This window comes from Acidimicrobiales bacterium, from assembly GCA_040219515.1.
Classification (GTDB): Bacteria; Actinomycetota; Acidimicrobiia; order Acidimicrobiales; family Aldehydirespiratoraceae; genus JAJRXC01.
The window spans coordinates 151,958-168,742 of sequence record JAVJSI010000001.1 but is presented as its reverse complement, the minus strand read 5'-3'; the positions used below and the strand labels follow the sequence as shown (position 1 = coordinate 168,742).

At 68.9% G+C, this 16,785-nt stretch carries 17 protein-coding genes; 14 read left to right on the top strand and 3 right to left on the bottom strand.

Going from position 1 to position 16,785, the window contains the following annotated elements; genetic code table 11:
* Positions 1-2: 2 nt before the first annotated feature.
* On the bottom strand, positions 3-986 hold the full coding sequence (locus RIB98_00870; protein ID MEQ8839507.1) for a MoxR family ATPase: 984 nt from the start codon (positions 984-986) through the stop codon (positions 3-5).
* Between the two features lie 145 nt (positions 987-1,131).
* Here RIB98_00870 and RIB98_00865 point away from each other — a divergent pair, with 145 nt between their 5' ends.
* The 7 genes from RIB98_00865 to RIB98_00835 are packed head-to-tail and all read left to right on the top strand — an operon-like array spanning position 1,132 to position 8,189.
* A complete protein-coding gene (locus RIB98_00865; protein MEQ8839506.1) occupies positions 1,132-1,965 on the top strand; it encodes a TlyA family RNA methyltransferase in 834 nt (277 codons plus the stop codon).
* Positions 1,965-2,816 (top strand): NAD(+)/NADH kinase, encoded by an 852-nt coding sequence (locus RIB98_00860; protein ID MEQ8839505.1) that lies wholly within the window; start codon positions 1,965-1,967, stop codon positions 2,814-2,816. Before RIB98_00865 ends, RIB98_00860 begins: the two co-directional genes overlap by 1 nt.
* Positions 2,817-2,870: 54 nt before the next feature.
* Positions 2,871-4,445, top strand: a complete 1,575-nt coding sequence (recN, locus tag RIB98_00855) for a DNA repair protein RecN (protein MEQ8839504.1) — start codon at positions 2,871-2,873, stop codon at positions 4,443-4,445.
* Between the two features lie 57 nt (positions 4,446-4,502).
* Complete coding sequence (locus RIB98_00850; protein ID MEQ8839503.1) at positions 4,503-6,167, top strand: CTP synthase; 1,665 nt, start codon at positions 4,503-4,505, stop codon at positions 6,165-6,167.
* Positions 6,164-6,730: an NUDIX hydrolase gene (locus RIB98_00845; protein ID MEQ8839502.1), complete on the top strand. Its 567-nt coding sequence runs from the start codon at positions 6,164-6,166 to the stop codon at positions 6,728-6,730. Before RIB98_00850 ends, RIB98_00845 begins: the two co-directional genes overlap by 4 nt.
* Before the next feature lie 2 nt (positions 6,731-6,732).
* Positions 6,733-7,671, top strand: coding sequence for a site-specific tyrosine recombinase (locus RIB98_00840; GenBank protein MEQ8839501.1), 939 nt, complete (start codon positions 6,733-6,735; stop codon positions 7,669-7,671).
* Positions 7,671-8,189 carry an HD domain-containing protein gene (locus tag RIB98_00835; protein ID MEQ8839500.1) on the top strand — a complete coding sequence of 173 codons (519 nt, stop codon included), beginning with the start codon at positions 7,671-7,673 and terminating at the stop codon, positions 8,187-8,189. The genes RIB98_00840 and RIB98_00835 overlap by 1 nt, the downstream gene beginning before the upstream one ends.
* Positions 8,190-8,349: 160 nt before the next feature.
* Here RIB98_00835 and trpS read toward each other — a convergent pair whose 3' ends face one another.
* Entirely contained in the window at positions 8,350-9,327 is a 978-nt protein-coding gene (gene trpS / locus RIB98_00830) for a tryptophan--tRNA ligase (GenBank protein ID MEQ8839499.1), read from the bottom strand.
* Positions 9,328-9,364: 37 nt separating this feature from the next.
* Positions 9,365-10,741 carry a deoxyribodipyrimidine photo-lyase gene (locus RIB98_00825; GenBank protein MEQ8839498.1) on the bottom strand — a complete coding sequence of 459 codons (1,377 nt, stop codon included), beginning with the start codon at positions 10,739-10,741 and terminating at the stop codon, positions 9,365-9,367.
* Positions 10,742-10,807: 66 nt separating this feature from the next.
* On the opposite strand from RIB98_00825, the gene RIB98_00820 reads away from it, so the two are divergent.
* From RIB98_00820 to RIB98_00790, 7 genes are read left to right on the top strand one after another with little or no spacing between them, the layout of a single operon-like run.
* Positions 10,808-11,587 carry a segregation/condensation protein A gene (locus RIB98_00820; protein MEQ8839497.1) on the top strand — a complete coding sequence of 260 codons (780 nt, stop codon included), beginning with the start codon at positions 10,808-10,810 and terminating at the stop codon, positions 11,585-11,587.
* Positions 11,588-11,589: 2 nt separating this feature from the next.
* Positions 11,590-12,261, top strand: coding sequence for an SMC-Scp complex subunit ScpB (gene scpB, locus RIB98_00815; GenBank protein ID MEQ8839496.1), 672 nt, complete (start codon positions 11,590-11,592; stop codon positions 12,259-12,261).
* On the top strand, positions 12,258-13,001 hold the full coding sequence (locus RIB98_00810; GenBank protein MEQ8839495.1) for a pseudouridine synthase: 744 nt from the start codon (positions 12,258-12,260) through the stop codon (positions 12,999-13,001). Before scpB ends, RIB98_00810 begins: the two co-directional genes overlap by 4 nt.
* A gap of 11 nt (positions 13,002-13,012) precedes the next feature.
* The gene (locus RIB98_00805) at positions 13,013-14,077 is read left to right on the top strand and encodes a prephenate dehydrogenase/arogenate dehydrogenase family protein (protein MEQ8839494.1); all 1,065 of its coding nucleotides are present in this window, start codon (positions 13,013-13,015) and stop codon (positions 14,075-14,077) included.
* A 3-nt stretch (positions 14,078-14,080) separates the two neighbouring features.
* Positions 14,081-15,385, top strand: coding sequence for a 3-phosphoshikimate 1-carboxyvinyltransferase (gene aroA, locus RIB98_00800; GenBank protein MEQ8839493.1), 1,305 nt, complete (start codon positions 14,081-14,083; stop codon positions 15,383-15,385).
* A 19-nt stretch (positions 15,386-15,404) separates the two neighbouring features.
* Positions 15,405-16,052 carry a (d)CMP kinase gene (cmk, locus tag RIB98_00795; protein ID MEQ8839492.1) on the top strand — a complete coding sequence of 216 codons (648 nt, stop codon included), beginning with the start codon at positions 15,405-15,407 and terminating at the stop codon, positions 16,050-16,052.
* Entirely contained in the window at positions 16,049-16,771 is a 723-nt protein-coding gene (locus RIB98_00790; protein ID MEQ8839491.1) for a lysophospholipid acyltransferase family protein, read from the top strand. The genes cmk and RIB98_00790 overlap by 4 nt, the downstream gene beginning before the upstream one ends.
* The last annotated feature ends 14 nt before the right edge of the window (positions 16,772-16,785 follow it).

The following is a 16,785-nucleotide window of genomic DNA, read 5'->3' as shown; positions in this document are numbered from 1 at the left end:
GTTCAGCTCCGTGTCGTCTCGTCCACCGAAGTCTGGCTCAGTACCTCGCTGATGACGGAGTTGCCGGTGACGCCGCGGAGTTCGGCCTCGGGGGTCACGATGACTCGATGGGGCAGGACGTGGGGCGCCATCAGGCGAACGTCGTCGGGTGCGACGAAGTGCCGACCGTTTCCGGCGGCCCAGGCCCGTGACGCATTGGCCAGGGCGATCGTGCCGCGGGGACTCACACCGATTCGCACGTCGTTGCGGATGCGGGTGGCGCTGGAGATGGCCACGAGATACTCCTTCACCAGCGGACCGACGTGGACACGGTCGGCGATGCGGGTCATGGCGGCGAAGCGAGCGGTGTCGACCACGGGCGCGAGCTCGGTGCGGTCCCACCGCTTCTCGTGCTGGTCGAGGATCTCCATCTCGGTTGCGGCATCGGGGTAGCCGATGTGGAGTCGCATGAGGAAGCGGTCGAGCTGCGCCTCGGGCAACTCGTAGGTGCCGTCGAGCTCGATCGGGTTCTGCGTCGCGAGAACGACGAACGGGTCCGGGACGGGTCGGGGTTGCCCGTCGACGGTGACCTGGTGCTCTTCCATCACCTCGAGCAGCGCGGCCTGGGTCTTCGGCGATGCCCGGTTGATCTCGTCGGCCACGACGACGTTGGCGAACACGGGGCCCTCGTGGAACTCGAAGGTGTTCTCGCCCTGGTTGTAGATCTGTACACCGGTGACGTCGGTGGGCAGGAGGTCGGGTGTGAACTGAATGCGTTGCAACGACCCGTCGATGGTCTCGGCCATCGCCCGCGCGAGTGACGTCTTGCCGACGCCGGGCACGTCCTCGATCAGGAGATGACCATCGGCGAGCATGCAGGTGATGGCGAGGCGCACCACATCGGGCTTGCCCTTCACGACATGTTCGACGTTGGCCACGATTCGGTCGAACTCGTGGCGAAAACTCTCGACCTGCTGTCGAATCGCCTCGTCTGGATCTGCCGCCATGCTTCCCTTCTTCACCGGGGCCACTCGCGCATCGTCGGCCCGGAACACGGCCGATCTGTCGGCCGAACCGTCATGTTAGGGAGCGTGGATGCATAGAGTGACGCCTTCCGGGGATTTCCGTGGAGACGTCGGTGACCGACACGTCGTGGGTATCAGCGCTGAGCGCCGCCTCGAGCGGGCCGTGAGTCGTCGTCGACGACTCGACGCCGAGCTCGTCCGCCGTGGGCTCGTCGAGAGCCGGAGCCGTGCGCAGCTCCTCATCAGCGAGCGGCGAGTGCTCGTGGGAGGGGCGGTCGCCGAGAAGGCGGCGCGTCAGGTCGACCCGGGCGACGCCATCGAGGTGGTGGGCGACGGCCCCCGTTTCGTGTCGCGTGGTGGCGAGAAGCTCGCGGCCGCACTCGAGCGTTTCGCCGTGGACGTGACCGGATGCCGCGTCATCGATGCCGGGTCGTCCACGGGAGGCTTCACCGACTGTGCGCTCCGGGCCGGTGCCGAGACGGTGGTGGCGATCGACGTGGGCCGCAACCAGCTGCACGAGCGGATGCGGGCCGATCCGAGGGTTGCCGTGCACGAGCAGACCAACATCCGTGATCTCGACCCCGCCTCGGTCGGTGGACCCGGCGATGTGCTCGTCGGCGACCTCTCGTTCATCTCGCTGCGGACCGTGCTCGATGCCCTGCTGGACCTGACCGTCGACGGCGGTGATCTGGTGCTGTTGGTCAAGCCGCAGTTCGAGGCGGGCAAGGCCGAAGCCGATCGGGGGAGAGGCGTGATTCGCGACGCCACGGTGTGGACGCGGACCCTGTCCGAGGTGTGCACCGCGCTCCAGAGCCGCGGAGCGGCCATCATGGGCGCCATGGTCTCTCCGATCACCGGTGGCGACGGCAACGTCGAGTTCCTCGTTCATGCCCGACGCGGCGCGCCGCTCGGTGACCTCGAGCCGTTCATCACGGCCGCGCTGGCCGAGGTGGGTGACTGATGGCCCAGATCGGTCTGATCGTGCATCTCGGCCGGGAATCAGCCGCGGCGCACGCTCGGGATCTCGCCGCATGGCTGGTCGCCGAGGGACATCGTGTCCGGATCCCCGACGAGGACGCAGCGGTCAGCGGCCTCGAGGCGTACGGCGTGGCGGCCGCCGAGTTCGGGCCCGGCCTCGATCTCGTGGTCACGCTCGGCGGCGACGGGTCGATTCTTCGGGCCGTGGAACTCCTCGATCGCGCCGAGGTGCCGATCCTCGGGGTCGATCACGGCCAGCTCGGCTATCTCACCGAGGTGGAGCCCGGCGAGGCCGAGGCCGCGGTCGCTCGGGTCCTTCGAGGCGACCACGGTCTCGACGAGCGGATGCTGATCGAGATCGTCATCCGCAGCGGTGACACCGTCCAGCGACATCTGGCGCTCAACGAGGCGGTGGTCGAACGGTCGGCCGAGGTGAACACCATCCGGTTGGTCGTCGACCTCGACGACGAGTTCTTCACCACCTACGCGGCCGACGGGCTGATCGTCGCCACTCCCACCGGGTCGACGGCTTACGCCTTCTCGGCCCGCGGCCCCATCGTCGACCCGAGTCATTCGGCGCTGCTACTGACTCCGGTGTCGCCCCACATGCTCTTCGACCGGTCGTTGGTCCTGGCGCCCACCACCCGGTGTCGTCTCACCATCGATGGTCACCGTCCGGCGACAGTGTCAGTGGACGGTCGTAGGGTGGCGCTCGTGGGTGATGGCGACACCATCGAGTGCACCGCCGCCGCACACAAGGCCCGACTCATCTCCCTCGGGCCACGTCGTTTCCATCGAGTGCTGAAGGCGAAGTTCGGGCTGAATGACCGCTGAACCCACCAACATCCCTGGCCCCGTCCCTGTTCCGAGTCCTGGAGTGTCGTCCCCATGCTGATCGAGCTGGTCGTGCGTGATCTCGGTGTCATCGACGAACTCTCGCTCGTGCTCGGATCAGGCATGACGGCGGTCACCGGCGAGACCGGCGCGGGCAAGACCCTCGTCGTCGGGGCGATCGACCTGCTGACCGGCGGGCGGGCCGACGCGTCGCTGGTGCGGCCGGGTGCCGAGGAAGCCGAGATCGAGGGCCGATTCGTGCACGACGACGAGGAGGTCGTGGTCCGAAGGGTCATTCCCCGCGACGGACGCTCGCGGGTCTACATCAACGGCCGACTGGCCACGGTGGCCGCCCTGAGCGAGCACGGTGCCGACCTGGTCGACCTCCACGGCCAACATGCCCACCAGTCGCTGCTCAAAGGGCCTGTGCAGCGGGCGGCGCTCGATCGCTTCGGTGCCATCGACACCGCCGGTCTGGCCGCGCTGGTCGACGACCTGCGCGCGGTCGACGCCGCACTGGCCGAGCTCGGCGGCGACGAACGGGCCCGAGCGCGCGAGATCGATCTCCTGCAGCACCAACTCGACGAGATCGAGGCCGCCGGCATCTCGGGGCCCGACGAGGACCGCCGTCTCGACGAGGAGGAGAGCCTCCTGGCCGATGCCAACGCCCATCGCGATGCCGCCGCCGTCGCCCGGGGTCTGCTCGATGCCGACGGACCGGCGTCCGACGCCATCGCCGCCGCGCTGGCGGCCGTCGAGGGTCGAGCCCCCTTCGTCGAGGTCGAGGCGCGCCTGCGGTCGATCACGGCCGAGCTGGCCGACCTCGCCGCCGAGGTGCGCGACCAGGTCGAGGCGATCGACGACGATCCCGAGCGCCTCGCCGTCCTGCGAGAACGACGAGCCCTACTGCGTGAGCTCCGCCGCAAGTACGGCGACGATCTGGCCGAGGTCGCGGCGTTCGCCACCGAGTCCGCCGAGCGTCTCGCCGAACTGCGCAGCCACGACGAACGGGCTGCGTCACTCGACGTCCGACGCGGTGAGCTGCTCACCGAGCTCACGAAGGAGCAGGCGCGGGTCCGCGCCGCCCGGGTTGCCGCTGCGCCCCGGCTCGCAGCGGCCGTCGAGGGCCATCTCGGTGGCCTGGCGATGGCCAGCGCCCGGCTCGAGGTGCAGGTCGAGGGACCCGCGGGCGACGACGTCACGTTCCTGCTGGCCGCGAACGCCGGGCACGATCCGCAGCCGTTGGCCAAGGTGGCATCCGGCGGCGAACTCGCCCGCACAATGTTGGCGTTGCGCCTGGTGCTGAGCGCCGGGCCACCCACACTCGTGTTCGACGAGGTCGATGCCGGTATCGGCGGCGCGGCCGCGAACATGGTCGGCGCATCGCTCGCGGCGCTGGCCGACACCCACCAGGTCCTCGTGGTCACCCATCTCGCCCAGGTCGCAGCCGTTGCCGATCACCATGTGGCGATTTCCAAGCGCGCCGTGAAGGGTGCCACCGTGAGCGCGGCAACGCTGCTCGATCGGGAGACGCGGATCACCGAAGTGAGCCGGATGTTGTCGGGTTCACCCGACTCGGAGGCCGCCCGTGAACATGCCATCGAACTTCTCTCGGCCGGGAGGTCCTAGAAATGATCCCGCACCGTGCGCGCCAGGCGGCCCTCGATTGGTTAGGTTGAGATCCCGATGACGAAGCACATCTTTGTTACCGGCGGCGTGGTGAGTGGCCTGGGCAAGGGCCTCAGTGGTTCCTCGCTCGGTCGGTTGCTGAAGGCCCGTGGCCTGCGGGTCACGATGCAGAAGCTCGACCCCTACCTCAACGTCGACCCCGGCACCATGAACCCGTTCGAGCACGGTGAGGTGTTCGTCACCGACGACGGCGGCGAGACCGATCTCGACCTCGGCCACTACGAGCGTTTCGTCGACGAGAACCTCACCCAGGACTCCAACGCCACCACCGGCTCGATCTACTCGTCGGTCATCGCGGCGGAGCGCCGCGGCGACTATCTCGGCAAGACCGTGCAGGTCCTCCCGCACATCACCGACGAGATCAAGCGCCGGATCAACCGGCTCGTGTCCGACGACGTCGACGTCGTGATCACCGAGGTCGGCGGCACGGTCGGCGACATCGAGATCCTGCCGTTCCTCGAGGCGATCCGGCAGTTCCGTCTCGACGTGGGTCGCGAGAACGTGTTCTACGTCCACGTCACACTGGTGCCCTTCATCGGGCCCTCGGCCGAACAGAAGACCAAGCCGACACAGCACTCGGTCACCGAACTGCGCAGCCGCGGCATCCAGCCCGACGCCATCGTGTGTCGTTCCGACGATCCGATCAGCGCCGATCTGCGTCGCAAGATCTCGAATCTGTGCGACGTGCCCATGGAGGGCGTGGTCAACGCCGCCGACGCGTCGAGCCTCTACGACATCCCGTTGGTTCTGCACGACGAGGGGCTCGACGACTATGTCTGCCGCATCCTCGGGCTCGACGAGCACGAAGTCGACCTCGCGCCATGGAAGGAGATCGTCGCCAAGGTCGAGGCCGCCACCACGCCGGTGCGCGTCGGTCTGATCGGAAAATACGTCAGCCTGCCCGACGCCTACCTGTCCGTCGTCGAGTCGCTCAACCATGGTGGCCTCCACCACGGCGGCGACATACAGATCGAATGGATCCAGGCCGAGGAGGTCGAGGGGCTGCTCGCCGCCGGCCGTCTGAAGGATCTCGACGGCATCGTGATTCCCGGCGGCTTCGGTGAACGCGGCGTCGAGGGAAAGATCGCCGCGGCCGCCTACGCCCGCGAGTTCGACGTGCCGTGTCTGGGTCTGTGTCTCGGCATGCAGGTGATGACCATCGAGTTCGCCCGCAACGCGCTCAACCTCGCCGGCGCGAATTCCACCGAGTTCGACAGCCGCACGCCGCACCCGGTCATCGACCTGATGGAGAGTCAGCGCGACGTCACCGACATGGGCGGCACCATGCGGCTCGGGGCCTATGTGGCACAGCTGCTCCCGGGCTCTCGCGTCGCCGAGGCCTACGGCAAGGAGACGGTGTCCGAGCGACATCGCCACCGCTACGAGTTCAACCCGAGATACCGCACTCGCTTCGAGGGCAGCGAACTCGTGCTGAGCGGCGAGTCGCCCGACGGTCGCCTGGTCGAGTTCATCGAGCTCGAGAATCACCCGTTCTGGATCGCCACCCAGGCCCACCCCGAGTTCAAGAGCCGACCCGATCGTCCGTCGCCGCTGTTCCGCGAGTTCGTCAAGGCATCGATGGAGCGAGCGGCCGGCCGCAATCCACAGCTCCTCGATCTCGACGCCACCACCGCCGCCGAGTCGGCCAGCGCCGAGTCGTGACCGTACCGGGGCCGCGGTCGGCTTCGGGGTTCCGCCGCATCTCCGAACGTCAGGTCCACGAAGGGTGGGCGATCGACGTCGTCGTCGCCGAGTTCGAGACGCCCGACGGAGAGCTGGTCAGCCGCGACGTCGTCCGTCATCCCGGCGCCGTCGCAGTGGTGCCCCTCGACGGCGACGAGTTCGTCCTGGTTCGGCAGTACCGGGCGCCGGCCGAGCTCGATCTTCTCGAGATCCCCGCCGGCAAACGCGATGTCGCGGGCGAGGCCCCGGCCGCAACCGCGCTGCGTGAGTTGGCCGAAGAGGTCGGCCTGACCACCTCGACCCCCCTCGTGCCCCTGGCCGAGTTCTACAACTCGGTCGGCTTCTCCGACGAGTACTCCCACGTGTTCCTCGCCACCGATCTTCAGGCCGTGCCGCTCGACCGGCAGGGGCCCGAGGAGCAGCACATGACCATCGAGCGTTGGCCGGTCGACACCGTCGCCGGGGCCATCGCCGACGGCGAGATCAAGGATGCCAAGACGGTCATCGGCCTGCTGGCCGCGCTGCGTCACCTGGGGCGCTGACGTTGGGCCCGCTCGTCGATGCCGCCGATCGTCTCGACGACGAGGCCGAGGACTTCCTGGTCTGGCTGGCCGTGGAGAAGGGCCGCTCGACCAACACCCTGTCGGCCTACCGGCGTGACCTGGTTCGCTATCGCGACCATCTCGAACGGCGGGATGGCACGGTGATCACGGCCACCGAGGACGATGTGATCGCGTTCGTCCACGTGCTGGTGGGCGAGGGACTGGCCCCGGCGTCGGTCACCCGTACCCTCGTGGCCGTGCGGGGACTGCACCGCTTCCTCGTGGCCGAGGAGTGCCGGCCCGACGACCCCGCAGCCGAGGTCGAGATGCCCCGAGTGCCACGCGGGCTTCCGAAGGCGCTCACGCTCGATCAGGTCACCGCCCTCATCGAGGCGGTCGTCGGCGACCATCCGGTCGCCCGGCGGGATCGTGCCATCCTCGAGACGCTCTACGGCACCGGCGTGCGCATCTCGGAGCTCGTGGGCATGTCGTTGGGCGATGTCGATCTCCACGACGGACTGGTGCGGGTGATGGGCAAGGGCAGCAAGGAGCGCATCGTGCCCATCGGTCGTCACGCCGCGATTGCACTCGCCGCATGGACCGCGCCGGCCGGCCGGCGGGTCATGGAGCCCGCGCGGTGGAGCAGTCGCACCGATGCGGAGGCGGTGTTCCTCAACCATCGTGGCGGTCGGCTGAGTCGACAGGGCGCCTGGGGTGTCGTCCGCAAGCACGGGCTCACCGTCGGCTTGAGTGCCGAGCTCTCCCCGCATGTGCTGCGGCACTCGTGTGCCACTCACATGCTCGATCACGGGGCCGATATTCGTACCGTGCAGGAGTTTCTCGGTCACGCGTCGATCTCGACCACCCAGATCTACACCAAGGTCTCGACCGAACGCCTGCTCGCCGTGTATCGGGCGGCCCACCCGAGGGCGGCGTCCTGATGGGTGGTGCACTGCACCTGACCAGGCGTTTCTTCGGCGCGCTCCGCCCCGGTGGTCCACCCGAAGTCGATCGGGCATGGATCGAGCAGGTGCTGTCCGAACCCGAGTATGCGCTCTGGCGGCGCCAGTACGGCCCCGACCGTCGCCATACCGCAGCCGTCGCCCGCGAGGTCGAACGTCGACTGGGCAACGAGGCCACGCCCCCGGTGCTGGCCGCCGCACTGCTGCACGACATCGGCAAGATCGACGCTGATCTGGGCACGTGGGGACGGGTGGTCGCCACGGTGTCGGCCAAGGTCGCCGGTCGCGACACCGCCAGGCTGTGGTCGAAGAGCACCGGATTCACCCGCAAGGTCGGGCTCTACCTCCAGCATCCGGAGATCGGCGCGGACATGCTCGAGATGGCCGGCAGCGACCCGCTCACCGTCGCCTGGGCCGAGCAACACCATCGTTCGGCCGACGAATGGACCATCGACCCCGCCATCGCACAGGTCCTTCACGACGTCGACGACGACTGACCCCAACCCCAACCCCAACCCCAACCCCAACCCCAACCCCAACCCCAACCCCAACCCCAACCCCAACCCCAACCCCGCTTCTCGGTGGAGTTGACCACCGCGGAGGTGGGCAACTCGCCTCAATTTGGCGGGTTCGGCGGGTTCGGCGGGTTCGGCGGGGTCAGGTGGGGAGGAGGCCGAGGTTGGACTTGGCGCGGGCGAGGACGGGGGCGGCGACGGCGCGGGCCTTGTCGGCGCCGAGGGCGAGGAGGCGGGCGGTCTCGCCCGGGTCGGCCTCGAGCTCGCGGAACCGCTGCTGGATGGGTTCGAGGAGGGCGACGACGGCGTCGGCGGTGTCGACCTTGAGCTGGCCGTACTGCTCGTATTCGTCGGCCAGGACTGAAGGATCGCGGTCGGTGGCCGCTCCCAGGATCGACAACAGGTTGGAAACGCCCGGCTTCTCGGCGAAGTCGAAGCGGACCTCGCCGTCGTTGTCCGTGACGGCGCTCTTGATCTTCTTGGCGATCTGCTTCGGGTCGTCGAGTAGCCCGACGGTGCCCTTGGGGGAATCGAGCGACTTCGACATCTTCGCATCGGGGCGCTGGAGATCCATGACTCGGGCACCGGCTTTGGGAACGACGGCCTGGGGCAGCACGAAGGTCTCGCCGTAGCGGGAGTTGAACCGCTCGGCGATGTCGCGGGTGATCTCGATGTGCTGGCGCTGGTCCTCGCCCACCGGCACCTCGTCGGTGTCGTAGAGCAGGATGTCGGCGGCTTGCAGGGCGGGATAGGTGAACAGCGCGCCGGAGATGAATTCGTGCTGGTCGGACTTGTCCTTGAACTGGGTCATGCGGCTGAGCTCCCCGAAGGAGACGTTGCACTGCATCAGCCACGCGCCCTCGGTGTGTTCGCGCACATGGCTCTGCACGAACAGGGTGCACACCTCGGGATCGAGTCCGGAGGCGACCAGCAGCTGGGCGAGACGCATCGTCGCCTCGCCGACCTCGCCAGGGGTTTTCGGGACGGTGATGGCGTGGAGGTCGACGATGCAATAGATGGCGTCGGCGTGTTGTATCCGGGTCCAGTTGCGGATGGCGCCCAGGTAGTTGCCGAGATGGAGTTCGCCCGTGGGCTGGATGCCGGAGAAGACGCGGGTCATGGGGTCGCATGGTACGGCCGCGGCGCCGCCGTGTCGGTCATTTCTCGGTGTCGGCGTCGTCGGCCGCCTCGAGCGCCCGCTTGTAGACGGTGAGGGTCTCGTCGCGGGCGGCGCCGTGGTCGACGATCGGAGTGGGATAGGTGTCGCCGAGGGTGACGCCCGCCGCCTCGAGGTCGAGCGGAGCGACGGCCGAAGGCTCGTGGATCGCTTCGTCGTCGAGATCGGCCAGTTCGGGCACCCAGCGACGGATGTACGTGCCGTCGGGATCGTGCCGCTCGCTCTGCGTGGTCGGGTTGAAGATGCGGAAGTACGGGGCCGCGTCGGGTCCGGTGCCGGCAACCCACTGCCAGTTGCCCGCGTTCTGGGGGATGTCGCCATCGGCGAGCATGTGGCGGAACCAACGCTCACCCCGTCGCCAGTCGACCAGGAGATCCTTGACGAGGAACGACGCGGCGATCATTCGGACGCGATTGTGCATCCAGCCCGTCTCGGCGAGCTGACGCATGCCGGCATCGACGATCGGGTAGCCGGTGCGTCCGTCGCGCCAGGCGGCGAACGCCCGGTCGGCGTCGTCGCCGGTCTCCCACTCGATCCGGTCGTAGTCGGGGCGCAGCGCCACGCGGTCGATGTCGGGTCGGGCGTAGGTCGTGTGGGCGTACCAGTCACGCCAGGCGAGCTGACGCACAACGGCCCCGGCGCCGTCGTTGCGCTTCCGTCCGAGCGTGCGGGCGAGATCGCGGGCCGAGACCCGGCCGAATCGCAGGGCGATCGACAACTCGGTGGTTCCCGCGTGGTCGGGGCGATCGCGCTCATCGGGGTAGTCGGGCGCCCGCTCGACGGCCCGGTCCACGATCTCCGCCGCGGTCGGCGGAGTCGGCGAGGAGACGGCGGGAATGTCGTCGGTGGTCGTCGATGCCAGCGAGTTGGGTTCGCCCGAGACCGCAGGTTCGACCGGTACCTCGGCCCACGCCTTGTGGAAGGGCGTGAACACCCGCGACAGGGTGCCCTTCTTCGTCAGCACGCTGCCCGGTGGCTGCACGAGGGTGCCCCAGTGCCGCACGAGCGGGTCGGCCAGTGCCGCGTCGACGGCATCGTCTCGTGCCTGCGACCAGCGGGTGACATCGGCGTTCGCGTGGACCTGTTCGGCGCCGGTCTCCTCGACGACGCGGGCCACGATCTCGGCCGGATCACCGGTCTCGACCCGCAGACGGCCACCGTGTTCGCGGAGTTGCGAATCCAGATCGTGGAGACCGTGGAGGAAGGCGTCGCGGCGAAACGGACCGGCCGCATCGAGCAGCGTCGGCTCGATCACCACGAGCGCGATTGTGTGGTCGGCCTCGCAGGCGGCCGCCCACGCAGGGTTGTCGTCGAGGCGCAGATCGCGGCGGAACCAGGCAATCGAAGTCGAACTCACCGGGCCAACCTAGAACGCCGAGTCGGGAGCATGGCACCCGGGCCTTCGCGGTCTAGGGTCACCTGAATGTCGTACGAGGTGCACACATCGGTCTTCGACGGACCCTTCGATCTCCTGCTGCATCTGATCCTGCGGGAGCAGGTCGACCTCTACGAGATCAACCTGTCGGAGATCGTCGATGCCTACCTCGTCGAGCTCGACAAGATGGATCGGCTCGATCTCGAGGTCGCCACCGAGTTCCTGTTGATCGCGGCGACCCTCGTCGAACTGAAAGCCCGCCGGCTCCTGCCCGACGACACCGAGATCGATCTCGACGACGAGCTGGGGCTGTGGGAGGAGCGCGATCTGCTGCTGGCCCGGCTGGTCGAGTGCAAGACCTTCAAGGACGCCGCCCTCGTGCTGCGCAGGCTCTCGGCCCATGCGGCGCGCTCCTACGCCCGCCGCGTCGGGCCGGTCGAGGAGCGCTTCATCGGCCTGGCGCCGGATCTGCTCGACAACACGACGCCCGAGGACCTGCGCGCCGCGTATCTGAAGGCCACTGCGCCCAAGCCCGTGGTGCGCGTCGACCTCTCCCACGTCACACCGATCAAGGTCACTGTGGCCGAGGCGGTCGAGGAGCTCGTCGACGAGTTGCCTCGGATGGGCCGGATCACGTTCCGCGAACTCACGTCCGAGCTGGTCGACCGCATCGAGGTCGTGGTGCGGTTCCTCGCCGTGCTCGAATTGTTCAAGCAGGGTGTGGTCGAGCTCGACCAGCACGGCAACTTCGGCGACATCACCGTGGTCTGGGTCGGTGACGACTCGGTGTCGGCCGAGGCCATCACGATCGACACCTACGAGGGGTAGCAATGGTCGCCGAACACATCCCGCCGGCCCTCGAGGCCATCCTTCTGGTCGCCGACGAACCCTTGCCGTCGGCCCTGCTCGCCCAGCTCGTGGGGGCCTCCGTCGACGAGGTCGAGACGACCTGCGCCGATCTCGCTCACCAGTACGAGGTCGAGGGTCGAGGGTTCATGCTCGCCCGCGTGGCCGGCGGCTACCGCTACCAGACCGCCACCGATCAGGCCCCGTACGTCGAGCGCTTCGTGCTCGACGGCCAGTCGTCCCGACTGTCGGCCGCCGCGCTCGAGACGCTTGCCGTGGTCGCCTACAAACAGCCGGTGTCGCGCAATCAGATCGCGTCGATTCGTGGCGTCAACGTCGACGGCGTGATGCGGACGCTGCAGCAGCGGGGCTATGTCGACGAGGTCGCGCGCGATCCTGGTCCCGGCCAGGCCGTGCTCTACGGCACCACGCCGACCTTTCTCGAACGGCTCGGCCTCGATTCGGTGAGCGATCTCCCGCCGCTGGGTGAGTTCTTCCCGGGCACCGACGTGGTCGAGGCTCTCGAGCGCGGTCTGCGGGTCGTGTCCGACGCCGAGGTCCTGGCCGAGGCCGGCAGCGAGGCCGAAGCCGGCACCGAATCGGAAGCCGACGTCCAACCGGAAGCCAGGACCGAACCCGGGCCCGACGAGTCGTGAACACCGACGGCGAGCGCTTGCAGAAGGTGCTCGCCCGACTCGGTTTCGGGAGTCGCCGGGTCTGTGAGGACCTCATCGCCGAGGGGCGGGTGACGGTCAACGGCGATGTCGCGGTGCTCGGTCGTCGCGTCGACGTCGATGGTGACGAGGTCGCCGTCGATGGCGCGGTCGTCGGCATTCGCCCCGGCCTCGTCTACTACCTGCTCAACAAGCCGACCGGGGTCATCACGACGGCCGACGACCCGCAGGGTCGGCCCACCGTCGTGCAGATGGTGCCCTCGGAGCCCCGGGTCTTCTCGGTGGGTCGCCTCGACGGTGACACCGAAGGTCTGCTGCTCATGACCAACGACGGCGACATGACCCACCGCCTGACCCATCCATCGTTCGGTGTCGAGAAGGAGTACCTGGCGAGCGTCGAGGGCTCGCCGAGTCGCGGGGCCATCAGGAATCTGCGGGAAGGCGTCGAACTCGACGACGGCCCGACGTCGCCGGCCCGGGTCACCGCGGTCGACGACTCGCTGCTGCGCATCACGATCCACGAGGGTCGCAACCGCCAGGTGCGGCGGATGTGCGAAGCAGTGGGTCACCCCGTCACCCGGCTCGTCCGCACCCGGATCGGGCCGATCGCCGACCGTCGCCTCAAACCGGGGGAGTGGCGGGAACTGACACGCGACGAGGTCCGCAGCCTCGAGATCGCCGTCGGCGGGAACTCGTCGTTGGGGGAGCCGGGCGAGGGGTAGCATCGTCCCCCGTGAGTGACACGCGGACCGCGATGGTCGTTGGGGTCGGCCTGATCGGCGGATCTGTGGGCTTGGCCCTCCGCGACATCGGCTGGCACGTCATCGGTGTCGATCAGGACGAGACAAATCTGGCCGAGGCGATCGAGATCGGCGCCATCGACGAGGCCGGCGAACTCGGCGAGTGTGATCTTGCCGTCATCGCAACCCCCGTGAATTCGGTGGCGGCGCTGGCCACGGCCGCGCTCGAGGCGGGCGCGGCGATGGTGACCGACGTCGGCAGCGTGAAGGGCCCGATCACCGCGCTCGTCGACGATCCCCGCTTCGTGCCCGGCCACCCGATGGCCGGCAGCGAGCAGGACGGTCTTGCCGGCGCCTCGGCCGACATGTTCAGCGGCGCGATGTGGGTGCTCTGTCCCACCGAAGGCACCGATGACGCTGCGTTTGCCGAGGTCAGAGGGGTCGTGGCCGCCCTCGGCGCCCAGGTGATCGTGATGCCACCGGAGCGTCACGACACGCTCGTCGCCGTCGTCTCGCACGTGCCCCACCTCACGGCGGCGACGCTGATGCGCGTGGCCGAGGGCCGGGCGGAGGAGCATCGCTCGCTCCTGCGGCTGGCGGCCGGGGGTTTTCGCGACATGACCCGGGTGGCGGCCGGACATCCGGCCATCTGGCCCGACATCTGCACGCAGAACCGCGGCGCGATCACCGATGTGCTCGATGAGTTGATCCGCGAGCTGGCCGGCCTTCGCGACGTGGTCGCCAACGGTGAGACCGAGCAACTCCTCGGCCATCTCGAGGCCGCCCGCCAGGCTCGCCGCAATCTGCCGACCACCGCGCCGTCCTCGGAGCAGATGTCGGAGATGCGTATCCCGGTCCTCGACCGCCAGGGCGAGATCGCCGCGGTTGCGACCCTCGCGGCCGACCTCGACGTCAACATCTACGACCTCGAGATCGCTCACTCGGCCGAGGGACCCCGTGGCGTCATCGTGGTGCTGGTCGAATCGGCGATGGCCGAGCGCTTCCAGGGCGGGCTGATGGTGCTCGGCTACCGACCGTCGATTCGTCCCCTCGGCTGAGCGATGGTCATCTACCCGCGCGCCGTGTCCGACCCGAGGGCATTGCCCGATCCGTTTCCCATCGAGCCGCTCACCTCGCCGCCCGACGCCACGGTCGTGCTGCCCGGCTCGAAGAGCATCACCAACCGTGCACTGGTCGCCGCGGCGCTGGCCGACGGCGACACGCGGATAGAGGGTGCGCTCTTCGCCGAGGACACCGACGCGATGGTCGAGGGACTGCGCTCGCTCGGCATCGTGATCGACGCCGACCCGGCGACGGCATCGATGGTCGTGCATGGTTGTGGCGGCGAGCTTCCGGGCCTCGAGGTCAGGGTCGATGCCCGCCAGTCGGGCACGACGGGACGGTTCCTCACGCCGTTGGTCGCCCTCGGCGCGGCTCCAGTGGTGGTCGACGGCGCCCCCCAACTCCGGGGCCGTCCGATGGGCGACCAGATCGACGCGCTCCGCGCCATGGGCGTCACGGTGGAGGAACTCGGCGACCCGGGCTGTCTTCCTCTGCGGCTGACCGGGCCCCTGCGCTCAGCGGGCATCGCCCTGCCGGCCGATGTGTCGAGCCAGTTCCTGTCGGGTCTGCTGCTCGCCGGCGCGGTCCACGGACTCGACGCCCGGCTCACCACCGCGGCGGTGAGTCGCCCGTATCTCGAGATGACGGCGGCGGTCATGCGGTCCTTCGGGGCCGAGGTCAGCGCCGACGACGGCACCGCGTGGACGGTCGGCGGCGGCTACTCGTCGCCCGGCACCTTTGTCGTCGAGCCCGATGCCTCGGCTGCCTCCTACTTCCTGGCCGCGGCGGCGATCACCGGCGGTCGGGTCCGCCTCGACGGCCTGGGTGCGGCGTCGCTCCAGGGCGACGTGGCCTTCGCCGAGGTGCTCTCGGACATGGGCGCCCTCGTCGACATCGGCACCGATCACCTCGAGGTGCGGGGCGCACCGCTGCACGGCATCGAGGTGGACCTCCGCCACATCTCCGACACCGCGCCCACGCTCGCGGTGGTCGCCGCGTTCGCCGACGGTCCGACGCGCATCACCGACATCGGTTTCGTCAAGGGCAAGGAGAGCGATCGCATCGGCGCGCCGGTCACCGAGCTCCGCCGTTGCGGCGTCGACGCGGAGGAGTTCCCGGGAGGACTGGTCATCCGGCCGTCGGGACCACCGGCGGCGGCGACCTTCGCCACCTACGACGACCACCGCATGGCGATGGCCTTTGCGCTCATCGGCCTCGTGGTCCCCGGGGTGGCGGTGCGTGACCCCGGCTGCGTCGCCAAGACCTTCCCCGGCTACTTCGAGGCATTGGAACAGTTGCGATGACGCGGCATGATGTGCGCTCATGCGTGTGATCGCGATCGACGGACCTGCAGGCTCCGGCAAGTCCACCGTTGCCAAGGCCGTCGCCCAGCGGGTCGGTCTGCCCTATCTCGACACCGGCGCGATGTACCGGGCCGTGGCCTACGCCGTGCTGCGGGCCGGCGGTGACCCCGCCGACCTGGAGTTCGCGGCCAACACGGCACGCTCGATGGAACTCGATGTCGGACTCGAGAAGGTGATGGTCAACGGGGCCGACGCAACCGTGGAGATTCGTGGGCCCGAGGTCACCCGGTCGGTGAGCCTGGTGGCCGCCAACCCCGCCGTGCGGGTCGAGCTGGTCTCCCGCCAACGGGAGTGGACGGCCCGCCGCGACGGCGGCGTGCTCGAAGGGCGCGACATCGGCACCGTCGTCTTCCCCGACGCCGACCTCAAGGTGTACCTCACCGCCGACCCCGAAGAGCGGGCTCGCCGCCGAGCCCAGGAAGTGTCCGACCTCGACTACGAGACGGTGGCCGCCGACCTCGCCCGTCGGGACACGCTCGACAGCACACGCGACGCGGATCCTCTGACCGAGGCGCCGGGTGCGGTGGTGGTCGACACCACCGGCCTGTCGATCGACGAGGTCGTCACGGAGATCGCTCGGTTGTTGGAGGAACGGGGCCCGGAGTGAGCAAGCACGTGACCTACGGTTCGCAGGCGATCGACACGCCGGAGCGGAGTCGACACGGTCTCGTCGGGCGCATCATGTACCGCCCCTTCTGGCTGTTCGTCTACACCATCTGCAAGGTGCTGTTCCGCCTCCAGGTGCACGGGCGTGAGAACCTGCCCGATGGTCCGTTCATTCTCTCCGCGGTGCACCGGTCGTTCGCCGACACGCCCATCGTCGGCGTGATCACGAGGAAGCGACTGCGGTTCATGGGTAAGGAGAGCCTGTGGAACTCGAAGCCGCTGGGGGCGTTTCTGACCTTCTTCGGTGGGTTTCCGGTCGAGCGGAGCGGCGCCGATCGCACCGCGCTGCGAGCCGCCGAGGACGTCCTGGCCCTGGGTGAGCCACTGGTGATGTTCCCGGAAGGGACGCGCCAGGAAGGGCCCCGTCTGCGTCGTGAGCAGGTGCACGACGGGCCGTCGTTCGTCGCCGCGCGGGCAGGGGTGCCGATCGTGCCGGTGGGCATCGGGGGAAGCGCCAAGGCGCTGCCGCTCGGGGCCAGGATCCCGCGTTTCCACAAGGTGGTCGTGGTGATCGGCACGCCGATCCCGCCGCCCGAGAAGGTCAACGGGAAGGTGCCGCGACGAGCGGTGAAGGACCTGACCGACACGCTCTTCCACCAGCTGGGCGACCTCTACATCGAGGCGCGTGTACGGGCCGGCGACGAGCCCGCGTCGACCTGAACCTCAGCCCAGAG